Origin of the sequence: Arenibacter nanhaiticus (assembly GCF_900141935.1) — a bacterium.
Lineage (GTDB): Bacteria > Bacteroidota > Bacteroidia > Flavobacteriales > Flavobacteriaceae > Arenibacter > Arenibacter nanhaiticus.
Map to the genome: position 1 here is coordinate 1 of NZ_FQYX01000045.1, position 20,704 is coordinate 20,704.

At 37.3% G+C, this 20,704-nt stretch carries 13 protein-coding genes and 1 pseudogene; 5 read left to right on the forward strand and 9 right to left on the reverse strand.

Features of this window, described 5'->3' with window-relative positions; all coding sequences use genetic code 11:
* Positions 1 to 54: 54 nt before the first annotated feature.
* Both BUA16_RS16945 and BUA16_RS16950 read left to right on the forward strand, forming a co-directional pair.
* Positions 55 to 1,220 (forward strand): IS3 family transposase gene (locus BUA16_RS16945; RefSeq protein ID WP_143150514.1). Its coding sequence is split into 2 segments (ribosomal slippage): positions 55 to 292 and positions 292 to 1,220, totalling 1,167 coding nucleotides; the frame shifts between segments, so codons are not numbered across the junction.
* Between the two features lie 462 nt (positions 1,221 to 1,682).
* A complete protein-coding gene (locus tag BUA16_RS16950; protein ID WP_072765915.1) occupies positions 1,683 to 2,678 on the forward strand; it encodes an IS110 family RNA-guided transposase in 996 nt (331 codons plus the stop codon).
* Between the two features lie 149 nt (positions 2,679 to 2,827).
* Here BUA16_RS16950 and BUA16_RS16955 read toward each other — a convergent pair whose 3' ends face one another.
* The 6 genes from BUA16_RS16955 to BUA16_RS16985 form a co-directional block, all read right to left on the reverse strand.
* Positions 2,828 to 4,093: an IS256 family transposase gene (locus tag BUA16_RS16955; RefSeq protein ID WP_072765916.1), complete on the reverse strand. Its 1,266-nt coding sequence runs from the start codon at positions 4,091 to 4,093 to the stop codon at positions 2,828 to 2,830.
* A 36-nt stretch (positions 4,094 to 4,129) separates the two neighbouring features.
* On the reverse strand, positions 4,130 to 5,602 hold the full coding sequence (locus BUA16_RS16960; RefSeq protein WP_072765917.1) for a hypothetical protein: 1,473 nt from the start codon (positions 5,600 to 5,602) through the stop codon (positions 4,130 to 4,132).
* A 630-nt stretch (positions 5,603 to 6,232) separates the two neighbouring features.
* Complete coding sequence (locus BUA16_RS16965) at positions 6,233 to 7,018, reverse strand: CPBP family intramembrane glutamic endopeptidase (protein ID WP_072765918.1); 786 nt, start codon at positions 7,016 to 7,018, stop codon at positions 6,233 to 6,235.
* A 1,345-nt stretch (positions 7,019 to 8,363) separates the two neighbouring features.
* The gene (locus tag BUA16_RS16975) at positions 8,364 to 8,957 is read right to left on the reverse strand and encodes a hypothetical protein (protein ID WP_072765920.1); all 594 of its coding nucleotides are present in this window, start codon (positions 8,955 to 8,957) and stop codon (positions 8,364 to 8,366) included.
* A gap of 415 nt (positions 8,958 to 9,372) precedes the next feature.
* Complete coding sequence (locus BUA16_RS16980; RefSeq protein ID WP_072765921.1) at positions 9,373 to 10,185, reverse strand: hypothetical protein; 813 nt, start codon at positions 10,183 to 10,185, stop codon at positions 9,373 to 9,375.
* 490 nt (positions 10,186 to 10,675) lie between these two features.
* Positions 10,676 to 11,602 carry a hypothetical protein gene (locus BUA16_RS16985; protein WP_143150548.1) on the reverse strand — a complete coding sequence of 309 codons (927 nt, stop codon included), beginning with the start codon at positions 11,600 to 11,602 and terminating at the stop codon, positions 10,676 to 10,678.
* 492 nt (positions 11,603 to 12,094) lie between these two features.
* Between BUA16_RS16985 and BUA16_RS16990 the strand changes: the two genes are divergently transcribed.
* Entirely contained in the window at positions 12,095 to 13,090 is a 996-nt protein-coding gene (locus BUA16_RS16990) for an IS110 family RNA-guided transposase (protein WP_072765923.1), read from the forward strand.
* Positions 13,091 to 13,382: 292 nt separating this feature from the next.
* Here BUA16_RS16990 and BUA16_RS16995 read toward each other — a convergent pair whose 3' ends face one another.
* Complete coding sequence (locus BUA16_RS16995) at positions 13,383 to 14,180, reverse strand: lipid II flippase Amj family protein (protein ID WP_072765924.1); 798 nt, start codon at positions 14,178 to 14,180, stop codon at positions 13,383 to 13,385.
* 318 nt (positions 14,181 to 14,498) lie between these two features.
* Here BUA16_RS16995 and BUA16_RS17000 point away from each other — a divergent pair, with 318 nt between their 5' ends.
* On the forward strand, positions 14,499 to 15,323 hold the full coding sequence (locus BUA16_RS17000; protein ID WP_245795596.1) for a tyrosine-type recombinase/integrase: 825 nt from the start codon (positions 14,499 to 14,501) through the stop codon (positions 15,321 to 15,323).
* Positions 15,274 to 16,453, forward strand: a pseudogene (locus BUA16_RS17005) (IS91 family transposase). Before BUA16_RS17000 ends, BUA16_RS17005 begins: the two are co-directional and overlap by 50 nt.
* A 289-nt stretch (positions 16,454 to 16,742) precedes the next feature.
* On the opposite strand, the gene BUA16_RS17010 reads toward BUA16_RS17005, so the two are convergent.
* Positions 16,743 to 17,450, reverse strand: a complete 708-nt coding sequence (locus BUA16_RS17010; protein ID WP_072765926.1) for a polysaccharide deacetylase family protein — start codon at positions 17,448 to 17,450, stop codon at positions 16,743 to 16,745.
* A 472-nt stretch (positions 17,451 to 17,922) separates the two neighbouring features.
* On the reverse strand, positions 17,923 to 20,130 hold the full coding sequence (locus BUA16_RS17020) for a S41 family peptidase (protein ID WP_072765927.1): 2,208 nt from the start codon (positions 20,128 to 20,130) through the stop codon (positions 17,923 to 17,925).
* Between the last annotated feature and the right edge of the window lie 574 nt (positions 20,131 to 20,704).

Sequence of the window (20,704 nt, forward strand, 5' to 3'; positions counted from 1 at the left end):
TGGAATGTCTAATTTAGTTGGTACGGATTTATGTGATAAACTTAAATTTGTAATATGGATAAAAGAAGTTACGACCGGGAATTCAAAACCACTATTGTAGAGTTAGTAAATGCAGGGCGGCCTGTTAAGTCCTTGTCAGAAGAATATGGAGTTAGCCAGGCCTCAATTAACAGGTGGAAAAGGATGGCAATCACAAATGGTAACCCACAAGCTATTGAGGAGACCAAAGAGGCACTAAGAATCAAGGCTCTAGAAAAAGAGTTAAAGGAAACAAAATTAGAGCGTGATATTTTAAAAAAGGCGGTGAGCATCTTTTCCAAGAGCGACAGATGAGATATAGATTCATAAAGGATCATAAGGACAAATTTCCTGTTGAAAAGATGTGTAAAATCATGCGAGTCAGTAAAAATGCTTACTATACATGGCTAAGAACGAGGAACACCAATACCACTAATTCCAGCCTAGAAATTTTAAAACAAAGCATACAAGAAATATATCACGACAGTAACCAGATATATGGCAGTTTAAGAATCCAAAAAGTATTGGAAAGACAAGGAATGTTTTATAGTAGGTCCTATATAGCTTATTTGATGAAACAAATGGGATTAAAAAGTATTTTAAGCAGAAAATTCAGGGGAACTACAACTGACTCACAACATTCGTTCCCAGTTGCAGCAAATCTATTGGCAAGAGACTTTACCAGTGATTATCTAGGTGAAAAATGGGTATCTGATATCACTTATATCAAAATTGGAAGCCATTGGAATTACCTAACAACAATTTTGGATTTAGCAGATAGGAAGGTGTTATCTTGGGTTTTAAGTGAAGATATGAGCACTGAAAACACAGTATACAAGGCTTGGATCTTAGCCAGAAAAAGAAGAGAAATATCGGATAATCATATTTTCCATTCCGACCGAGGGAGCCAGTATGCTTCAAATAAAATAACAAGCCTGTTAAGCTTAAGTTGCAAAACAACTCAAAGTATGAGCCGGAAAGGGAACTGTTGGGATAATGCCGTAGCTGAAAGTTTCTTTAAGACCATAAAATATGAATGTATCCATAGGCACAACTTTAAAACCTATTTTCAAGCTTACCAAATTATTGAAAACTACATTAATTGGTATAATAATGTTAGAATACATTCTGCCTTGGACTATAAAACACCGACTGAAAAAGAATTCGAACTAAAAATCAAAAACATGCATAATGTAGCATAAAAAATAGTACCAAATTTATTAGGTAGTCCATGCCTGGAAAAAGGTAAGAAGGTGTACTCATGGATATAATTAAGGAATTAAGGTTTTCGAAAATGTTTTGGGTATTGGGATACAAACTGGTCTAACTATTTAGGCCTTCCGATTGTATGACTAGAGCCGTATGAATCGAGAGGTTCACGTACGGTTCCTTTAGATTTGAATCTAGAAATAATATACAAATTAATTAATAATTATGTTGTTGAAAAGAGGAGGTCTGGGGGAGACTTATAACTAATTAAATTGTTCATATTTTTATTAAGAAGGACGGGGTGAACTTTGTACGGTTCTAGAGCTTACGTCTCTATTCACAGTATTAGTCCCCGCTCTTTATTATCAGGTTACAAAGGACCAAATAGAATACTAATTAGTAATAAATTACTAAAGGTTTTAGTCAAAGTAACCATTAATCTAATAATTAAAAATATGGAAATTTTAGAAACCATTGGTATCGATATTAGTAAAAAAGTAATCGATATGCACCTATACAAAAGGGATATTCACCAGCAATTTGAGAATAATACGAAAGGATTCAAACAAATGGTTAAGTGGCTTGAAAAGAATAATGATGTTCCAAGAGAAAACCTGATGTTCGCTATGGAACATACAGGAATATACTGTTACAATTTATCTCTTTTTTTGTCTAAAGAAGGCTTTAATTATGTGATTATTCCTGGATTGGAAATAAAACAATCTATGGGAATGACCAGAGGGAAAAATGACAAAGCAGATGCTAAAAGAATAGCTCTTTATGCTTATGAAAAACGATATAGGCTAAAAAGACATGTTCAAAGTTCTGAGAGTATCGTTAAATTAAAACGATTGTTCTCATTACGTGAGCGTATGGTAAAGCAGAGAGCCGGCTACAAAATGAGCTTAAAGGAGCAATCGGAAATACTTTTAAGAAAGGATAATAAATTACTTTTAAAAACTCAAGAAGTCCTTATTAAATGTCTGACTAAAGAAATAAATATTATTGAAAAGGAAATAGAAAGCATTGTTACTGAAGACGACAATCTTAGAAGCCAATTTGAGCTAATCATTACTATAAAAGGTGTGGGAAAACAAACTGCGCTGTATATGATCGTATTTACAGAGGGTTTTAAAAAGTTTGATTGTTGGAGGAAATTTGCTTCTTATTGCGGTATAGCGCCTTTTCCAAATACTTCCGGATCAAGTGTTCGAGGTAAAACTAAAGTAAGTCATTTAGCAAATAAAAAATTAAAGAGCCTGCTGGATCTCTGTGCCAAATCATCTATACAATACAATGAAGAGATGAAATTGTATTACAAGAAGAGAATCGAATTGGGGAAAAATAAAATGTCGACAATAAACATTATCAGAAATAAAATATTAGCTAGAATTTTTGCTGTTATTAATAGAAAATCCCCTTATGTAAATTTGATGAAATATGCAGCGTAAATTAATTTAAAAAATGTGAAACATAATTTGTTTTAGTCATAGAATACTGTGAGAGGTTTAGGGGTGAGACTCCCCTTTACCTACTCGACTGGCAACAGTATTTATTTCACATTGGAAGCAGATTTCTTTGGTCGTCCGGGGTCTGTAAATTAAACTCTGTCCGGTGTTTCAATTCCTCTGGGGCTAGCCCCAGAGGAATTGGTGTTTAGAACCAGTGGTATCCGATCTCCAAATTTAATATAAAGTTGTTGAATAGTAAGGCTCCAATTGTGTAAAGGGCTCGTCCACTTTTTTTCGATGTTCTTGGTAGCTAGATAAACTAGCTTCAATAGTGCCATATCGTTGGTAAAAGCTCCTTTGGTCTTGGTTACTTTGCGTACTTGTCTATGGAACCCTTCTACGGCATTGGTGGTATAGATGATCTTTCTTATGGGATCGGTATACTGAAAATATTGTGAAAGTTCTTCCCAATTGCGTTGCCAGCTTTCAATTACCACAGGGTATTTGTCACCCCATTTTTCTTCTAGGGCCAATAATTCGTCCTCTGCCATTTCCTTGCTGGTAGCACGGTAAACCAGCTTTAAGTCGCGCATGAACTCCTTTTGGTCTTTTGATGCGATATATTTTAGGGAGTTGCGAATCTGGTGGACGATACACAGTTGGACTTGGGTTTTGGGGAAAATACTCAAAATGGCCTGCGTAAAGCCCTTGAGGTTGTCGGTACAGGCAATCAGGATGTCTTCCAGACCACGTTGGTTGAGATCGGTCAGTACCTGCAGCCAGAAATTGGCCCCTTCGCTCTCGGAGATATACATCCCCAGAACTTCCTTATACCCTTCCTTGTTGATCCCTAATATATTATAAAGGGCTTTGTGCGTTATCTTACCATCCACCTTTACCTTGTAATGCATCGCATCAAGCCATACTATGCAATAGACAGCTTCTAGGGGACGGTTCTGCCAGGCCTTCACATCTGGGATTATCCTATCGGTGATCTGGCTTAAAACCGTATGAGAGATGTCTGTATCGTACATTTCCTTGATATGGCCGGAAATATCCCGGTAACTCATCCCAAGTCCATAGAGGCCAATTATTTTATCCGAAAGGTTATCGGCTAAAATGGTCTGCCGTTTCTTTACCAGTTCCGGCTCAAAACTGCTTTGTCGATCCTGCGGAGTATCGATCTCAAAGGTACCAAAGCCGCTCTTGACCGTTTTCTTTCCTTTGCCGTTACGCTTGTTGCCTTTGGAACGCTGGGATTCGTTTAAATGGCCATCCATCTCAGCCTCTAAGGCTTTCTCAATGAAATTCTTCAACATAGGTGCAAAGGCACCGTCCTTGCCGAAAAGACTTTTGCCAGTCATTAACTGGTCAAGGGCCTTTTTCTCTAATTCTTTTTGTTCTTCGTTTGTCATAATGCTGTCTGAATAAAATTAATAATTAAATTTATTTCAGACAGAGTTTAATTTACACCCTCGTCGTCCGTCAATTAAAATTATTGATTCTTCAACTTCTTTGATTCCAAGTTCTCCAATTAATTTCTTTACTTTATTGTATTCTGTCGTACTAAAATATAGTATTGCAGTTATTCCATTTGTTGTGTTGTTTGCTTCTTTATATACTTTAACTTGATTCTCTAAATTCTGACGCATTTTGGAATTAGATGCAAGTTTAAATTCAACAACGGTCTTGTCATTCGAGCCTTTTGACACAGAATAATCTACAGGACCACGTCCATTATTCGGCTCTCTATTGACATCAAAATCTGATGCAAACCAAGTGAGTCGATAGATAATTTGTAAATCGGCTTCTCTTTTAATTGGCTTTCCGTCAATATAGAAAAGTTTATAACCGTCATTTTTCTCAATTACATCTTTTAAATAAACTATTCTTTTCATCGCTTCGTCAAAAGATGATTTTGGCGGAATGTCGTAGAAATCACTTTTTTCTAAAAGTAATTCCACGAATGAGCTGACATTTTTCACGAAAATTGTGTCTACTAACTCAACTCTTTTTTCCGCAATGCTTTTTGCCCCTTTTTTATTCTCCTCTTTTTCCTTTATAAAGAACTTTATAATCTCTGGGAATTTTGAAATTGTTTTTTGAATTGCAGCAGTTCGTTCTTTTTGAGTGTATTTTTGGTTGGGCTGTTTTGCAGGTAGCATTTTTCTAAAGTAGTTGAAGATTTCTCCTCTTAATTGGTCGTTTGAAATGCTTGTGCAAATGCGAGTAAAGTCGCCTCTTAAATCGTTACTATTTATCCAATTTTCATCTTTGGTTAAAATGTCTTTTGGTGTGATAATGACGAAATCATCATTGATATAAGGAAGAACGAATTGTTTTGGCATCCACCGTTCTAATTTATAGTCAAAGTAAACTCGTTCAATATTTACTGTTTTGAGATATTTTTTGTCAATCTCTTTCTTTGCGAACGTTTCTGTGTAATCAAGTAAAAACTCTTTTAATAGGTTAGTAGAAAAATCACTAATATTGTCCTTTCCGACACCAATTTGAAATAAGCCAGCTTTTTCCAAATGGGAAGATTGAGTTACTTGCTCTTTACCCAAATCATCAAATACAATATGAATAGAAGATGAAAATGCTTTTCCAAACTTTCGACCTAAACCGCTTCCAGAATTTCCTACTTTGCTATACCCAAACCAATTTTGTTTTACTTCTTTAAAAACATACCAAGCTTGTATTGTCGAGCTATTATTTAGTCCATTTTCCGCTTTTTCTTTTAAGAACGTTAAGTATTTTAAAACCTTATTATGTTCATTTTGATATTCAGGCTTTGAACTCCCAAATAGAAGGAAAGGGTCAATAAAAAGAGGAAGGTCATTTATTAACGAAATATTGAACGCTCCGTAGTCCTCCAATTTGTCAGAGTCTATTCCAAAAAAATCGCTAAAGTATATTTTCATGCCAAAAGTTTATTGGTCTGGTTATATTGTTGCCAACATCAACTAACATAAACCTTATTTCCCAAAATATCCAGGTGGTGGTTGTAAAATAATTAACAATCAGATGTTTATAACCAGATGGAATCGTCGGGAAATGAATTGGAGGAGTCTGGAAATTGCTTTAGATTTAGAACACTTCTGTATAAGCTAGGTGATATAGTAACCTAAAAAGAGTGTTACATCAAATCCAAATTCAACTTAGGAAATAAATCCGCAGCTTCCTTCATTTTTTTATCGATGATTTTAGCATAGATCTCCGTAGTTCATTTTTCGCGATGATTAAGGTGTTTGGAAACAACAAACCTTTTCGTTCCATTCTTTAGGCGGGCTTGCCCGGACGATGCGGACGGGCTAGACCCGCTTGGCATGTCCTGGGGTAGGGGAAGAGTACGGTGGTGTACTTATGCATTTTATTATTGGAAATAAGTATTCGTGAATGCTTTGGCATTTGAGGGGTGCAGTCCGTTTCCATTTAGGGGCGGACCCGTCTACTCGATTGTGTGTGGTTTTTTAATTTTAACCGTTATTTTTGGAGGTTTTTAATTCGAGATTTTTAACCATCCTTCATAAGGTTTTTAATATACGCTCGACTCAATAATATTTGTTGTTATCGCCTTTTAATAAATCTGTTCTCTTAGTGTAGAAGATCATATTCATCAAAACAGATAAGTATAGAATAAACAACCAGAATGTATTCATACTTCCAGTAAATTCCGGCAAAATTAGTAGATAGTTAAAGGCGGCATTAGCACTAATATGAGCGAGAATGGATGTCAGCACACTTTTGGTATAGTAATAAATCCAACTTATAAAAAGTGTTCCCAGAATAATCCATAATAAAAACACTGTAAAGTCCATTTGCAATGGTACCCCTGTTCCAATCAGATATGCTGGAAAATGCCAGATTCCCCATATCAAACCAAGTATTATACTTGAATATAACAGATTAAATTTATCCATCAATCTGGGAAGTAAAAACCCTCTCCAACCATATTCCTCACCTACTGCAATTAATACAATAACAACAATCTGTGGCAGCAGTTGAGTAGTTCTTAAATCAAATCTGGAGATATCGAAGTCCAAGGAAGTAAGCATGGCTAAAGATGCAAGGACCGGAATTCCAATCATTGAAATAAGAAGCCATTTTAAGCCTGTTTTCTTCACCGTCTGTTTAATGAACAATTCATAGAGACCTTTCTTCCCATTTGTGATGGCCGTAAAAATCAGTGCAACTATTGATGGTGTGAAAACAGTTAATATTGAGATATTTGGATCATCTAATTTATAAGAGATAAAACATATTACCGAACTCAAGGCTATAACAATTACCGAGAATATAATGATTTCCCTTTTTCCATTTGGATTCAAATTTTTCATAGTTGAACATAATTTGGTTTGTGGGTAGTTTTTGGCATTAGTAATCTTCCAAATTTTTAATTCATTTAGATCAATGCCTTTACATGAAGGCTCTTCAAAAGGATAAATGTTACATCTGAATGGAAATTACACACAACGTTTAGCTATGATTAGTTGCGGTGGCAAGCATTCACTTACCTTTCCCGACTCTCCAATAGCAAAAGCTCTGAGGGTTTGAATAGTTTCCGAGGGTTTGATTAGTTTTATTTATTGAAGCAAACCTAAAAAGGTTTTGCTCCTCATAAATATAGACAAAACTTTGATTTAAAAGCCCGAGTCCGCATTGCTTATAGGTATTGTGTGTGCCCAGCATGGGTATCTTTTATCTACTGCAAAGTAGATAATAAATCTAGAGGGTGCAAGCCTGCCCGATCTGTCTAGGCGGGCCTGCCTGACGGACAGACAGGTCCCTTGTGGGGAGGGGTAACCCTTCGGTTACGTTCTAGACAGGCTATTTGAACAAGGCATGGGAAAGTGATTATAAATAACTTTATGGCCCCGATAGAACATCGATATCCATCTATAAAACTCATTTAAACCATAGCAATCCCCATAGTAAGGTGCAACCGGACCCGGTTCAGTCAACAAGGTCTTCATGTTTGGCTTCCTCACCTACTTTCAGGACAGGCAGTACCGACCACATGAAGACTTAGTTATTAGCAATAGTTTTTATTCCGATAATAATTTCTCCATCAAATTAGTCCAATTACCTCACTATATACCAGGTAAGCACCAAGAAATGAAAGTCCAATAAAAACTATCAATCCGACTATAACATTTAATATATGCTGTGACAGTGCTTCGTAATTGTCCTTTGTTTTGTCCGCTGTCAAATATTCTATTGATTTTGGTTTTCCAATAATCTTGTAAAATAGATACCTAGCATTTCTACCAAAGAAATTAACTATTAGTCCTCTAAAAAATAACTCGACCATTAAGTCCATAAGTAATCTTCCGATATTGGTTTATGGAAATTATTGCTAACGTGAGTTTGCGCAGCAACTCCATTTTTTCATAAAAATAACAACTTCCAACTTAGTTTAAGTCGATTAAGGGAAGTTTTGTCGTTCCGTAATTCTGGAGTCTGAAGCCTTGGTATTGTAATAAGTTGGCTTACATGGCCCAGAATTGGACGCAAGATGGCTGAAATTATAGGACGAAGCCCTTTGAGCCTGTTTTTCAGCTCCTTTGGGCCAAGTATGGACATAAGTCTCCTAAGGTTATAGCAGGTCATTATCAGGTTCACGTACGGTTCCCTGCCCGTTCCGGCAGGTGGGTGTGAGAGGTTTAGGGGGGAGATTCCCCTTTACCTACTCGATTGGCTACAGTGTTTTTCCGTTTCATTTATATTTCGGTTCAATTTTTTAGACACTTTGTAAAATCTTGTAAGTACCATTCCAAAAAATAGAAACACAAGTATTTTGGCATAATTCCAATATGGATTTAAATCTTCGGAAAGAACCTGAATCATTCCTAAAATTAAAATAGCAATTGTTAGTGGGATAAAAATCCTATGATAATTCATTCTTTTATTCAAGTTGGCAACGATTGTTTTTAATTCTAAATTTAGTTTTTCGATTCCATCGAAATCTGATTTATCTGATATTCTTTTTAAATGTTTTAGAAGTTTTAACTCAAAAGTTTCTTCTGGTAGCCTTAAAATGAAGCTCAAACTTAAAATTGTCACTAACCCCATTTTTTGCCATTTAAAAACTTCAAAACCAAAAGGCTCAAGGATTATTGATGTCAAAATTATTCCACCGCAAAGAATGGTTAATATCAGATTCAGTATATTCATTCCTTTCAGATATTTAATCCTTTTTTCAACTCCTTTTTTTCTTTCTCCGTAATTTGATTTCAGAGAAACTATGATATTTTTTCTTTCGTCAATTTTTGTCATATTGTAGCTAAGTATGGGTATAATAACAAGTTACTTAACCCAAAATTTTTTGAATTAACTAATATAAACCTTATTCCATTAGGTTGGTCAAAGAGAATCAAATCACCACAACGATAAATCCGCATTCAACTTAGAAAGTAAGTTTACAGCTTCCCTCATTTTCTTGTCTATAATTCTGGCATAGATTTCGGTAGTTCCTATTTCACGGTGTCCTAGTGGTTTAAAAAGTATAGATATCCGCACCATTTTCTATTAGAACTATAAACCCTGGTATGACAGTTTTGGTTGAGATTATCCGTATGGATAAAGTAGTTAGGTTGTATTGATTTAGAATGCGCGTGGTGCCAGCATCAGCGGGGGATCAAGAGGTTTAGAGGTGAGACTCCCCTTTACCTACTCGACTGGGCATAGTTTTTTAATTTTCAAGCCAACTATAGAATTTGACGTTATTCCAACTAATTATTGAAATAGTGACTCCAGAATCTTCTTCGATGTTTTCAGAAGAATATTCATTCATTACGTTAGCTAAATTGTTAAATTCTAATGAATTTGTGTACTTATAATATTTTGAGGGATGATTGACCCAATTTCCATCAGTTGTTTCTGGGTAAGGTATTCTCCCTTCTCCTTCAAAGTCAAATTCTATAAAGTCAGGATTTTGCTCTATTATCTCTGAAAAATCTGTGTAAATGTTTGTATTAGTTGTATTAGTTCCACAAACATATGCAAATGAATTTTCAGGAATTCTAAAAGTTTTGTTGTACAACGAGGTTGTGAAGTTGTTTTCGATAAGTGTTAAAGATATTTTTTGCTGATTAATGTCTATATAATACTTGTCAATTACACTTCCATTTAAAAAGGTTATTTTATTTATGTTTTCAGGTAATTCAATATAGGATGTTGCTGGTCCGATTGCAGTTAAACACAATTCGGGTTCAATTATCTGTTCAAATCTTACAATAAGTTCATTGTCATTTGTAAATTCAGTTGTTGCCAACTCATAGTTGATACAAGGGAATATTTCGGAGGTAATTAGTTTTAATTTTAAAACAGGTTCTTGAGCTTCGTTAGTTGTATATATTTCTTCTGCCATAAAATTTATTACTGTATCGATAGAGTTCTCAATTATATATTCTGCATAATCGGTATCATTTATAACATCATCATTTTCAGAATTACAACCCAAAAAAGCAAATCCAATTAAAGAGAATATTAATATTTTATTCATGACATTTATTTATAAAGTAGATGCGAATTTTTCCATTTGGATGCGTCAAATGTTTACAAAGTGCTGGGTATGAGTAGTGCGGTGGCAAGCATTCACTTACCTCTCCCGGCTCGCCCCTAGCAAAAGCTTTGATGGTTTGGTTATTTTTATTCTCTTGGCAAAACTGAAAAGGTTTTGCTCCTCATAAATATAGAGAAAACTTTGATTTAAAAACCAGAGCCCGCATTGTTTATAGGTATTGTGTGTGCCCAGCATGGGCATATTTTTCCTACTGCAAAGTAGATAATTAATCTAGAGGCTGCAAGCCTGCCCGACTACGCCATTACGACAGGTCCCTTGTGACAGGGGTAATCCTTTGGCTACGCTCTGGACAGGCTATTTGGATCATTAGAGAGATGCATACGGCATATCAGTTCAAGTTATTAATAAGTGGTATACTTTTAGATTGAAATGTGAGGTAGTTTTAGATTAATTTATACATAGTAGACGTTTATTTTGTTAAAGAGTCAATTTTCAAGTAATCTTTAATGTATATGAGAATTTCCTTTGCAGGTTTATCCATTGCCTTTTTATTGTCAATATAAAGATTCCAAATCCCGTGTGGGTCAAGGTTACTCAAGGACTTAGAAGTAGGGAATTTTTCTGGCAATTCTTGAGCAATTTCATTTAGAGTAATTCCAATTGCACTTAAGTTGTGATGTACAATTTTGTCAAAATCTTCCAGTTTGGTTTTTAATTCTGATGGAATCAAAGGGGAAGCGATTAATTGCTGAAGTTTCTCTCTTGATTCATGGAATTTCCGAGAATAGCTAATAGGCCCAAATTCGTATTTTTTCCAGCTGTCTAAAATAATTGCTGGGTTTGTTGGTTTTTCCGGTTCGTTATATTCCGTTTTCTCAATGTATTCAAGAGATGTGAAGTTCTTTTCAGCCCAACTTTGCGTTGCTATAAATCCAACAAATTCCCGATTTAATTCGGTTATTTTATCCCTGTCAACTTTAACTTCATCAGAATAGAAATGTTCGATAAATTCTGAGAACATAATACTTCCATTTGCACTTACCATAAATTTATAGTCAAATAAATCTGTGAGATCCGTTTCAGTCTTCGTTTGAAAGAATGCCAGAATATCTTCGAATGTTTTTATTTGCATCTTAAAAGTTTCAGTCTTTATTGGAGTGAATAATGTTTTTCGAGCTTGTAAATAGGACAAAATCGTAACTACACCAATTAGGATGAAAAACAGGATTTGAAAGAAGTTTTTCGAAGTTGTTATTAAAAATGAAATTTCGGAATCTGTCAAATCGCCTACGCAGTATATTTTGTATAGAATGGAAAATATCAACCAAGTTATCAATGCACATAGTGCCACGATTATTGATATTTTAATTCCCCTGTCTTTTATCTTATCCTTCACTATTTGTGTTTTTTGTTTACCACTAACGTCTCGTATAAAACCAGTGCGGCGATTGCCGGCGATGATTTTCCGCAGGAAAATCAGACGCAGCAAGTACACACAGACTTTTGATTTTAAACTAAGATTGCATTGTTTCTATACGTTGTGTGTGCCCAGCATGGGGATCTTTTATCTACTGCAAAGTAGATAATTAATCTAGAGGGTGCAAGCCTGCCCGACGATGTCATTCCTTTAGATTTGTATTATAAATATAATCTATAATGATGATGTTGAAAAGAGGGGGTCTGGGGGAGACTCATAACTTTTAAAATGTTCATAACTTTAATTTATAATTTAAAAAGGAACGGGGTGAACTTTGTGTCGTTCTAGGTTTACGGCCTATCGCCTGTATTAGTCCCCGTTCCCCTTACCGGTCGCCCAGGACCAAATAGGATTCTAGCCTTGGCTTGTAAAGGTCTTAGTCTAAGCGACCATTTTAAACAATGTAAAATTATGGAAATAAAAGAAGTTATCGGAATCGATGCGAGCAAATTAACGTTGGATTGTTGCATCCACAACAGTGGTTCGCAGGAAGTATTTGGCAACACCCTTGAGGATATCCCGGCAATGGCAGAGTGGTCACTTGACATTAGTGGCGTAGGGAAACAAGAACTTTTGTTCGTTTTTGAGCATACGGGGCTATATACTTATGAGCTGATCCAGTATCTTGGAGGGGAAGGTTATCTTTTCCATGTAGTCCCAGGGTTGGAGATCAAGCGATCATTGGGGATTGCCCGGGGGAAAGACGATAGGGCCGATGCTAAACGGATCGCCCAGTACGGCTATCGCATACGCGATGAAGTAAAGCCTTATCGGATGCCCAGCGAGGCTTTGGCCAGCTTAAAGCGACTCATGTCCATGCGCGGGAAGCTAGTAGCCCAACGGGCAGGGCATATGACGACTTTAGGGGAGCAGCAAAGGGTATTGGACGGGAAAATCAATAAGGTGCTGTTCCATGTTCAGAAAGAGGTCATAAATACACTTGATCTGCAAATAAGAGTTGTTGAAAAAGAAATGGATAAGATTATGTACGGAGACCCCGAACTGAAGAAGCTGTTCCGTCTCTTGACCAGCATAAAGGGCATCGGGGCGGTCACTGCCCGGTTCCTGATCGTTTACACCGTTGGGTTCACGGCTTTTAGGAACTGGCGAAAGTTTGCCTCCTATTGTGGCATAGCTCCCTTTCCTAACCGATCCGGAACAAGTGTAAGGGGAAGAACAAAAATAAGTCACCTAGCAAACAAGGAGGGCAAGGTACTGTTCCACCTCTGTGCCATGACGGCCATACAGTGCGTTCCGGAGATGCGGGTCTTTTACCAAAGGCGGCTGAAAGAGGGAAAGAACGAGATGAGTACACTGAACATCGTAAGGAACAAACTCTTGGCAAGGGCGTTTGCTGTGGTGAAAAGAGGCACTCCCTATGTTGACACTATGGGATATGCAGCTTAGCATATAGAAAAAAATTATGGAGTAATAGTTGTTTTAACCATAGGATACAGGCGGGCTCGCCTAACGAATACACAGGTACCTTATGTACAGCAAGCCCAAAGCCCAATACTATGTACTACGATCACCGTAAAACGGTTAAAGAGGAAAGGTTATGTTAGTTTATTGGAGTACTACAAACGTTAAGTTTCATTATCGAACCGCCCAGTACGAGACCCGTACGCTGGGTGGTGTGAGAGGCGCAGTCCGTTTCTATTTAGGGGCGGACCTGTCTACTCGATTGTGCTTTCGTGTTTTATATTACTTTGGCGGCAAATGCTATAAAATGGGCAAAAGGAACTAATAAAAATTGGGCTAGAACTGTACCTATTAATCTAGCAAGCACCATAAATCTTATAGTCCTTCTAAATTCACTTTCTGTAAATTTTCCTTCAACAACCTCGTCAGTTAAAATCGAAAGATTAGGGTCAATAATTACAAACATAAGTATTGTGGCAAATCCATTTACGATAGCTGACATTGAGCTTGCTGTAGTTCTTAATTCAGGTGTAATAAACCCTGCATATAGTGATGATAGTACACCTACGGATAATATTGCTACCGCGATAATGTTAAATATGAATATTTTTAATGGAAATTTCGTTTCGGAGTTTAAAGTAAAATTGCCTTTGTCAGGGATACTAATTTCATTGCGCAACTGATTAATGCCTGTTTTTGTGAAACTATGTAAGATTAACTTAGGTATTGATTTATGAATACTGAAATTCATAACAGCTTTAGATAATACTCTCTGAAAAGTTGGTATCAATAAAGCTCCAAATATGGTAGCTATAGTCGTAGCTAGTAAAATCAATCTTATTTCATACGTTCCTGGGTCAATGTTTAGATTAATGTTGTTTTCAACCCACTTTGCCAATAACGGGGCTTGAAAGGAATTTGAAGTTCTTGAAATAAGAACCATAATATTAAATAGTGCAAATGAAACTGCGATTTTCCGAGTTCTTGTTCCTACAATTCTAACCGAATAAGATAAAGTACTAATCAAGTGTATAACAAATGTTAGAAGTAGTACTATTATTATTTGTAATGTCATTTATTCTTTCTCATATTTTTTGACATGAAGCATAACGTCTCGTTTTAAAACAGTGCGGGCGGGTAAGGGTGATTGTCCGCAGGACAATCAGCACAAGAAGCGAACACAAAGCTTCGATTCAATACCGAGTAAGCATTGTTTTTATATACTGTTGAACGAATCCTCCCTACCGGTCGGAAGCCTTTCCAGAGCAAAATACAACATTTCTTATATTTATGGTACACTTAAAATTTACCGTTATGTACAAAAAAAAGTAAAACGATAGTAGAGACCGCTATCACAGAAGTTCCGGGCTTTGATAACCTTTGCGAGAAATTATTGAAGAGTTTCACGATCAATGGCAAGGCCGAGAGTACCTTGAACAACTACATGCGGTGCTTGGCACATTTGGCCCTGCATTACAAACAAAGCCCGGAGACACTTTCTACCGAGCTGATCAATGATTATCTTTTTCATTGCAAGAACTTGCACAAGAGCCCATCCGAAAGTTTTTTTAAGCACACCGTTTTCGGTCTTCGTGCCATTTATAAGGTCTTGGGAATAAAAGATAGGCATGTCAAGCTTCCGCAAATAAAGCGCCAGAATAAATTGCCCGTAGTGCTGAGCAAGGCCGAAGTACGCACTTTGCTCAAAGCCCCCAAATATCTCAAACACCGCTTGATACTCGGGATGCTCTACGGTTGTGGCCTAAGGAGTTACGAACTCTGCGCACTGCGCCTTTGCGATGTCGATTTTGACCGACAGACCGTTTTTGTGAAAAAGCAGAAGGGCAAAGTGGATCGGTACCTGCCCCTTAGCAAACACTTGGCACGCGGGCTGAAAAAATATATTGCAACGGAATCTCCCCGAACCTTCCTGTTCAACAGCCAGGTAACCGACAATGGGGCACCACGGCCCATTACTACCACTGGGATACAATGGGTGATCAAAGAAAACAGGGGCAAGGTAAATACCCATAAGGTCATAACCGCCCATTGCCTGCGCCATACCTATGCAACACATTTGCTGGAAGAAGGGCTCAATATTATGAGCCTGAAAGAACTTTTGGGGCATGCTTTTATCGAGACAACACTGGTGTACCTGCACGTTGCAAATACCGGGAGTTCGCACAAGTTCAGCCCGCTCGATACGCTTTTTGAATAATGCGCAGCCACTTCAAGGTGGCCGATGTGCTGGAGATGGAACAGGGCCAGATCTCGTCCCAAACCTTTACGGGCTGGCATAAGCGTACCCTACATGCCATCCGTAGGTGCCGGACACCTGCTATGGGCGGACATATAGATAAGTGCGATTGCTGCCATAAACTCCACATCAGCTACAACAGTTGCAGAAACCGTCATTGCCCTACCTGTCAGGGACATAAAAGGGAAGAGTGGATACGGGCCCGGGAAAGCGAACTTCTAAATGTGCCTTATTTCCATGTGGTGTTTACCCTACCCCCGGAGCTGAACACTTATGCCCTGTCCCATCCGAAAACAGTCTATGGGAGCCTGTTCAAAGCGGCCTGGGCAACCCTTGTGCAGTTCGGTGCGAACCCAAAACACCTTGGCGCACAAATGGGTATGATCGCCATCCTGCATACCTGGGGCCAAAACCTGAGCCTGCACCCCCATTTGCACTGTATTGTCCCCGGTGGCGGTGTGAACAGATCGGGCAGATGGAAACCAGCTAAGAACAAGGGGAAGTACCTCTTTAATGTGGAATCGATGAGTGGCGTGTTCCGAGCAAAATATGTCGCACTGCTACGTAAGGAAAAGGTGCCCGTTCCAAAAGAAATTTACAATAAGCTCTTTGATAAAAATTGGGTAGTGTATGCGAAACAGCAGTTCCATACACCAAAATATGTAGTGGAATACCTGGGCAGGTATACGCATAAGATCGCTATCAGTAATTATCGGATTAAACAATTGGACAAGGCTAACAGAACGGTAACTTTCCAGATGAAGAACTACAAAAAAGGAGGCCAAAAGGAACTGCTCAAACTCTCCACATACGAATTTGTACGCCGATTTGCACTGCATGTCCTGCCCAAGGGTTTTACACGGATACGGCATTACGGCATCTTGAGCAGTAGCTGGAAAAAAGAAAAGCTGCCCGCCCTTCAAGATATGCTGGCCACAGAGCCGCTAAAACTCAAAGAGGAAAAGCCACCATTGCTCAAGGGGAAGTGTCCCATCTGCAAAAAGGGAAAATTGGTCACCGTTATGACCTTCGACGGGCGTGGACCTCCCCAATGCTGGAAGGAATTGCTGACGTTTACGAATCAACCATAGGAACTACTTGCAAACCGCGAGGCAGAAGCGCTATGCCTTAAGGTAAATGTTAAACCAAAAAGAGACAGGACGGTTCGCCAAACTGGAGCAAAAGTTGGGTTTAGGTCACTAGAAAAATGCCGAAGTTCAATTGCCAATACAAAACCAAGGCAAGTCTGCCGAAATACGACTCCATAAAAAACGCTAAAAAGAAAGCTTTCCCCATAGAGGGAGACCGGATCCGTCAACAAGATATTCAGCCCTGGCCTATCGGCGGGCCGAATACTTATTTATTGGCAGGCGTTTTTTTTTACTCATTAAACTCTAATAATTCTGAGACAGTCTTAAATTCATAACCTTCTTCTTTTAGCTTTTTAATTATCACCGCAACAGATTTTAAAGATGGCTCTCTAAACATTACGTGAAGTAATATGATGGAACCGTTTTTAGAATTTTGAACCACATAATCGGCTATTTTATCAGAATCAGATGCAATGTCGGCATAAGATTCTGGATCAATATCCCACATTATGGTTTTTCGATTATCGCTTTTTAAATATAAGGGAAGCATTAAAAATTTTTTCCCATAGGGTGGTCTAAAATGGATTGGGTGGGAATATCCTGCCAATCTTATTAATGAATCAGTTCTTACAATTTGATCTTTAATGTGTCTTTTACTTTTAAAAAGCAAACGATTATGTGAATAGGAGTGATTTCCGATTTCATTTCCAGATAGGACAATCCTTTGAGTTTCTTTAAAATTGTTTTCAATTTTATTACCATTTAAAAAGAACGTAGCTTTTACCTTATTGTCTTCTAAAATTTTTAAAATTGAGTCCGTTTTTACACTTGGACCATCATCAAAGGTTAATGCGATTACTTTTTTTGATGTAACAACATTGGGATATATCTCTCCGAAAAACTGAAAACTAAGAGACCTACTGATTAAAAATATTGCCGCTCCTAAAATGAGAAAGAGAACAATAGACGATGTAATTATTAAAAAATATTTTCTCATCTAAAGATTGCGTTATTTTAAATGACTGCCAACGTATGGATAAGGTAACAAATTACTATTAACCATTTTATCAGCAACTAATATAGGAGATATATAAATAGGACTTCCAATATGCTCTAAATCATCACTACAACAAATCCAAATTCAACTTAGGTAGTAAGTTCGCGGCTTCTTTCATTTTCTTGTCTATGATTTTGGCATAGATCTCCGTAGTTCATTTTTCGCGATGATTAAGGTGTTTGGAAACAACAAACCTTTTCGTTCCATTCTTTAGGCGTGCTTGCCCGGACGATGCGGACGGGCGAGACCCGCTTGGCCTGTCCTGAGTCCTTCGAGAAAACCTCAGGGAAGGGTACGGTGGTGTACTCATGCATTATTATTCTTGGAATAAGGTATTCGTGAATGCTTTGGCATTTGAGGGGTGCACTCCGTCATTTGATGGCGGAGGCATCCACTCGATTCTCTTAAGGTTTTATTCCTTCAATATGGTTTCAATCGCCTTTTCCAGCAATTCGTCTTTTCCTTGTCTTATTCCCTCAATTGTTGGTTTAACTTCGATATCTGGAACTATTCCAATTCGTTGGGTTTCTTGTCCGTTTGGATAATTTACTCCAATTCCCGAAATCATTGTTCTTAATCCACCGGGGAGCAAAATAGCGGAAACGTTTCCATCTGCTCCTGCTGTTGTACTTCCAATAATTGTTGTATTATCTCCTGCTCTAAAAGCCATTGACGTATATTCTGCTTGACTTTGAGATAATTCATTGACTAATACAACTAATTTCCCCTGGTAAGTTTTGCCTTGACTCGGAATTTCTAAATTACTAGTAAATGTAAATTCGCCTGGATTATCAACATTTCCGTTCGTAAATTTCACAAAAGGTGTGGAAGAAGAAACGAAATAGGAACCTAAACTAAAAGGAACAAAAGTTGACGGATAATTACGAATGTCAATGATGATTCCTTTAGTGTTTTTAAATTCATCTTTGATTTGTGCAATATCATCTTCTTTGATTGACTGAAGTGTAACATAACCTATGTTGTTATCCAACATTTTAAAGGATTTACCATCACTTTTTCTGTACCTATGATAAATGTCAAGGCTATCTTTTGGGTAAAGCTTAAGATTCTTTGTTTGAGGTTTGGAATTACCCGAAACAAACTCAATTTCAATATTATTCGAGTTTGAGCGTAAAAGGTCTGCCGAAATATCCCGTAGTCTTGATGGCTCATTAGAAGCTGGATAATATTTAGATTTTTCATTTACGATTTTGTCGATGGGGTTGCCATTTATTTTGGTAATTACATCACCAATTTTTAATCCAACTTCGTTTTTTAATTCTTGATTATAATAATCTGTGACAACCAAATGATTTTCGATAAAACGAACGTGTACTGGTGGATAGTTTGAGCCTTTCCATTCATCAATTTTGTCCGCTCCACCCCAAAGATTTGCATGTGTGTCTTTTATATCGGCAATAAGTTGAATGGCAGCCAATTCATATTCTAATTCATCTTTGGCATTAATAAAAAGAGGTATATATTCTTTTAATTTTTCATTCCAATCTTCATCCATCAAATGTTTATAAGGGAAAAAGTAGTTTATCATATTCCAATATCGATACAGTGATAGTAGTCTAAATCCATCATCGGGAAATGACATATTTGAATATGGATTTTCATTTTTAAATTCTGGGTTGCCAACATTTGCTATCATTCCAATGTAATAGTGCTTACCTTGTGAACGGTTATTATAAACGTAGAGCAATTTATTTTTCAAATCTGTACTTAGATTGTTAATCCATTCCATATCGGGTTTTAAAAAAGCATTTTCATCTGTCGGCTGACATTTTGCACATTCTTGTACTTGACCAAAAGAGTTTATCCATTCAACAAGAAGTTTATCTCTGTCGATAGTGTTTTCTGCCTTAATAAATTTTGGTAAAAATCGAAAAAGTTCATAATCCCAATTGTAGTTGCCTTTTGCAATTGCGGGGTGGTGGTATTTAAGAAACCCCCAAACTCTGCCCAACAATTCTAGATTTTCTATTTTTTCGGTGGTTAATTTTGATAGCTCAATTAAAGACCCGTTATCAAATTCCTTATCAAGCTGTGCACTTGATAATTGTTTTTCGACTTCTTTCAGATTTTGAACATTTTTACCGTCAATTGATAAAACAAAATCATCAAACCAAGCTTCGCCTTTGCCTGTAAGAATTCCAGCAATAAATATATTTTCTGCTTCCTCTGGATAATCAAGTGTTATAGTGTACTTCTGCCAATCTTTAGTTCCCGTTGTGTTTTGATTTTGCATATTGTCATATGCCAAAGAAGTACCATTCCCGTCAACTCTTAACAACAAACCTGCATATCCGTTTTCAACATCTTTGATTTTCATAAAACCCTCAAGTCTTATTTCTTTTCCTTCATAGTTTGCTGGGATTTTGTATGCAATACTTCCAAAAGAACTTCCTGTTTGGTCAGATGTGATTTTTCCTGATTTAGTGCCTGAATGAGCAACGGAATCCGTTGTTAATTCATAATTACCCCATTTAAACCATCCGTCAGGAAGTGATGTATTCTCACTTTGGGTTTCAAAACCAAGATTATATTTTTCGGGTTCTTGGGCTATACAACCAATTGAGACAATTGTCAGTAAGGCTAATAATTTTTTTTTCATCGGTTTTTTTTTAACTTGTAGAGAACGGTTTGGCTATGACAAGTAGGGCAGCGGATAAGCACTTTCCTTTACATTTAGACTGTAGCCGAAGCTTTTTGTTTTGTAATTAACTTTATTTTTTTAATTGCCAAAGCCAAAAGAATTGGCGGACTCAGCAAGCATGCCCAAACCTTTAAATATAGTACTTTATACCCTATTTGTTATAGCCTTTGTGTGTGCCCAGCATGGGCATCTTTTATTTACTGCAAAGTAGATAATTAATCTAGAGGGTGCAAGTCCCTTATGGGCAGGGGTAACGCCTTGAACCATTAGTAAGTCGCAAGGGTGGTAACTGCGAGGTTACATCTGAAGGAAGCGAGACTACAAAACTCGGTACTGACGAACAGGAACCAGATATGAGGCTGTGAGGATGGATGAGCAAGCACATCATTGTAAAGTCCGAAACACTTTTAAGTGAATGCCGAAGCAGTAGATCTGGCAGGAATCGAGGGAAAGAAGATGTCATTACCTGGGGAGGTCTCCAAAGTTACGTGTAACTAAATGGAGAAGTCAGCCGAAGTCATAGTAGCCAACC

Coding starts and splice junctions, on each gene's coding strand:
- BUA16_RS16975 (WP_072765920.1), bottom strand. CDS start 8,957: ATGACAAAAATTGACGAAAGAAAAAATATCATAGTTTCTCTGAAATCA.
- BUA16_RS16955 (WP_072765916.1), bottom strand. CDS start 4,093: ATGACAAACGAAGAACAAAAAGAATTAGAGAAAAAGGCCCTTGACCAG.
- BUA16_RS16980 (WP_072765921.1), bottom strand. CDS start 10,185: ATGAATAAAATATTAATATTCTCTTTAATTGGATTTGCTTTTTTGGGT.
- BUA16_RS17020 (WP_072765927.1), bottom strand. CDS start 20,130: ATGAAAAAAAAATTATTAGCCTTACTGACAATTGTCTCAATTGGTTGT.
- BUA16_RS16965 (WP_072765918.1), bottom strand. CDS start 7,018: ATGAAAAATTTGAATCCAAATGGAAAAAGGGAAATCATTATATTCTCG.
- BUA16_RS16960 (WP_072765917.1), bottom strand. CDS start 5,602: ATGAAAATATACTTTAGCGATTTTTTTGGAATAGACTCTGACAAATTG.
- BUA16_RS16995 (WP_072765924.1), bottom strand. CDS start 14,180: ATGACATTACAAATAATAATAGTACTACTTCTAACATTTGTTATACAC.
- BUA16_RS16950 (WP_072765915.1), top strand. CDS start 1,683: ATGGAAATTTTAGAAACCATTGGTATCGATATTAGTAAAAAAGTAATC.
- BUA16_RS17010 (WP_072765926.1), bottom strand. CDS start 17,450: ATGAGAAAATATTTTTTAATAATTACATCGTCTATTGTTCTCTTTCTC.
- BUA16_RS16990 (WP_072765923.1), top strand. CDS start 12,095: ATGGAAATAAAAGAAGTTATCGGAATCGATGCGAGCAAATTAACGTTG.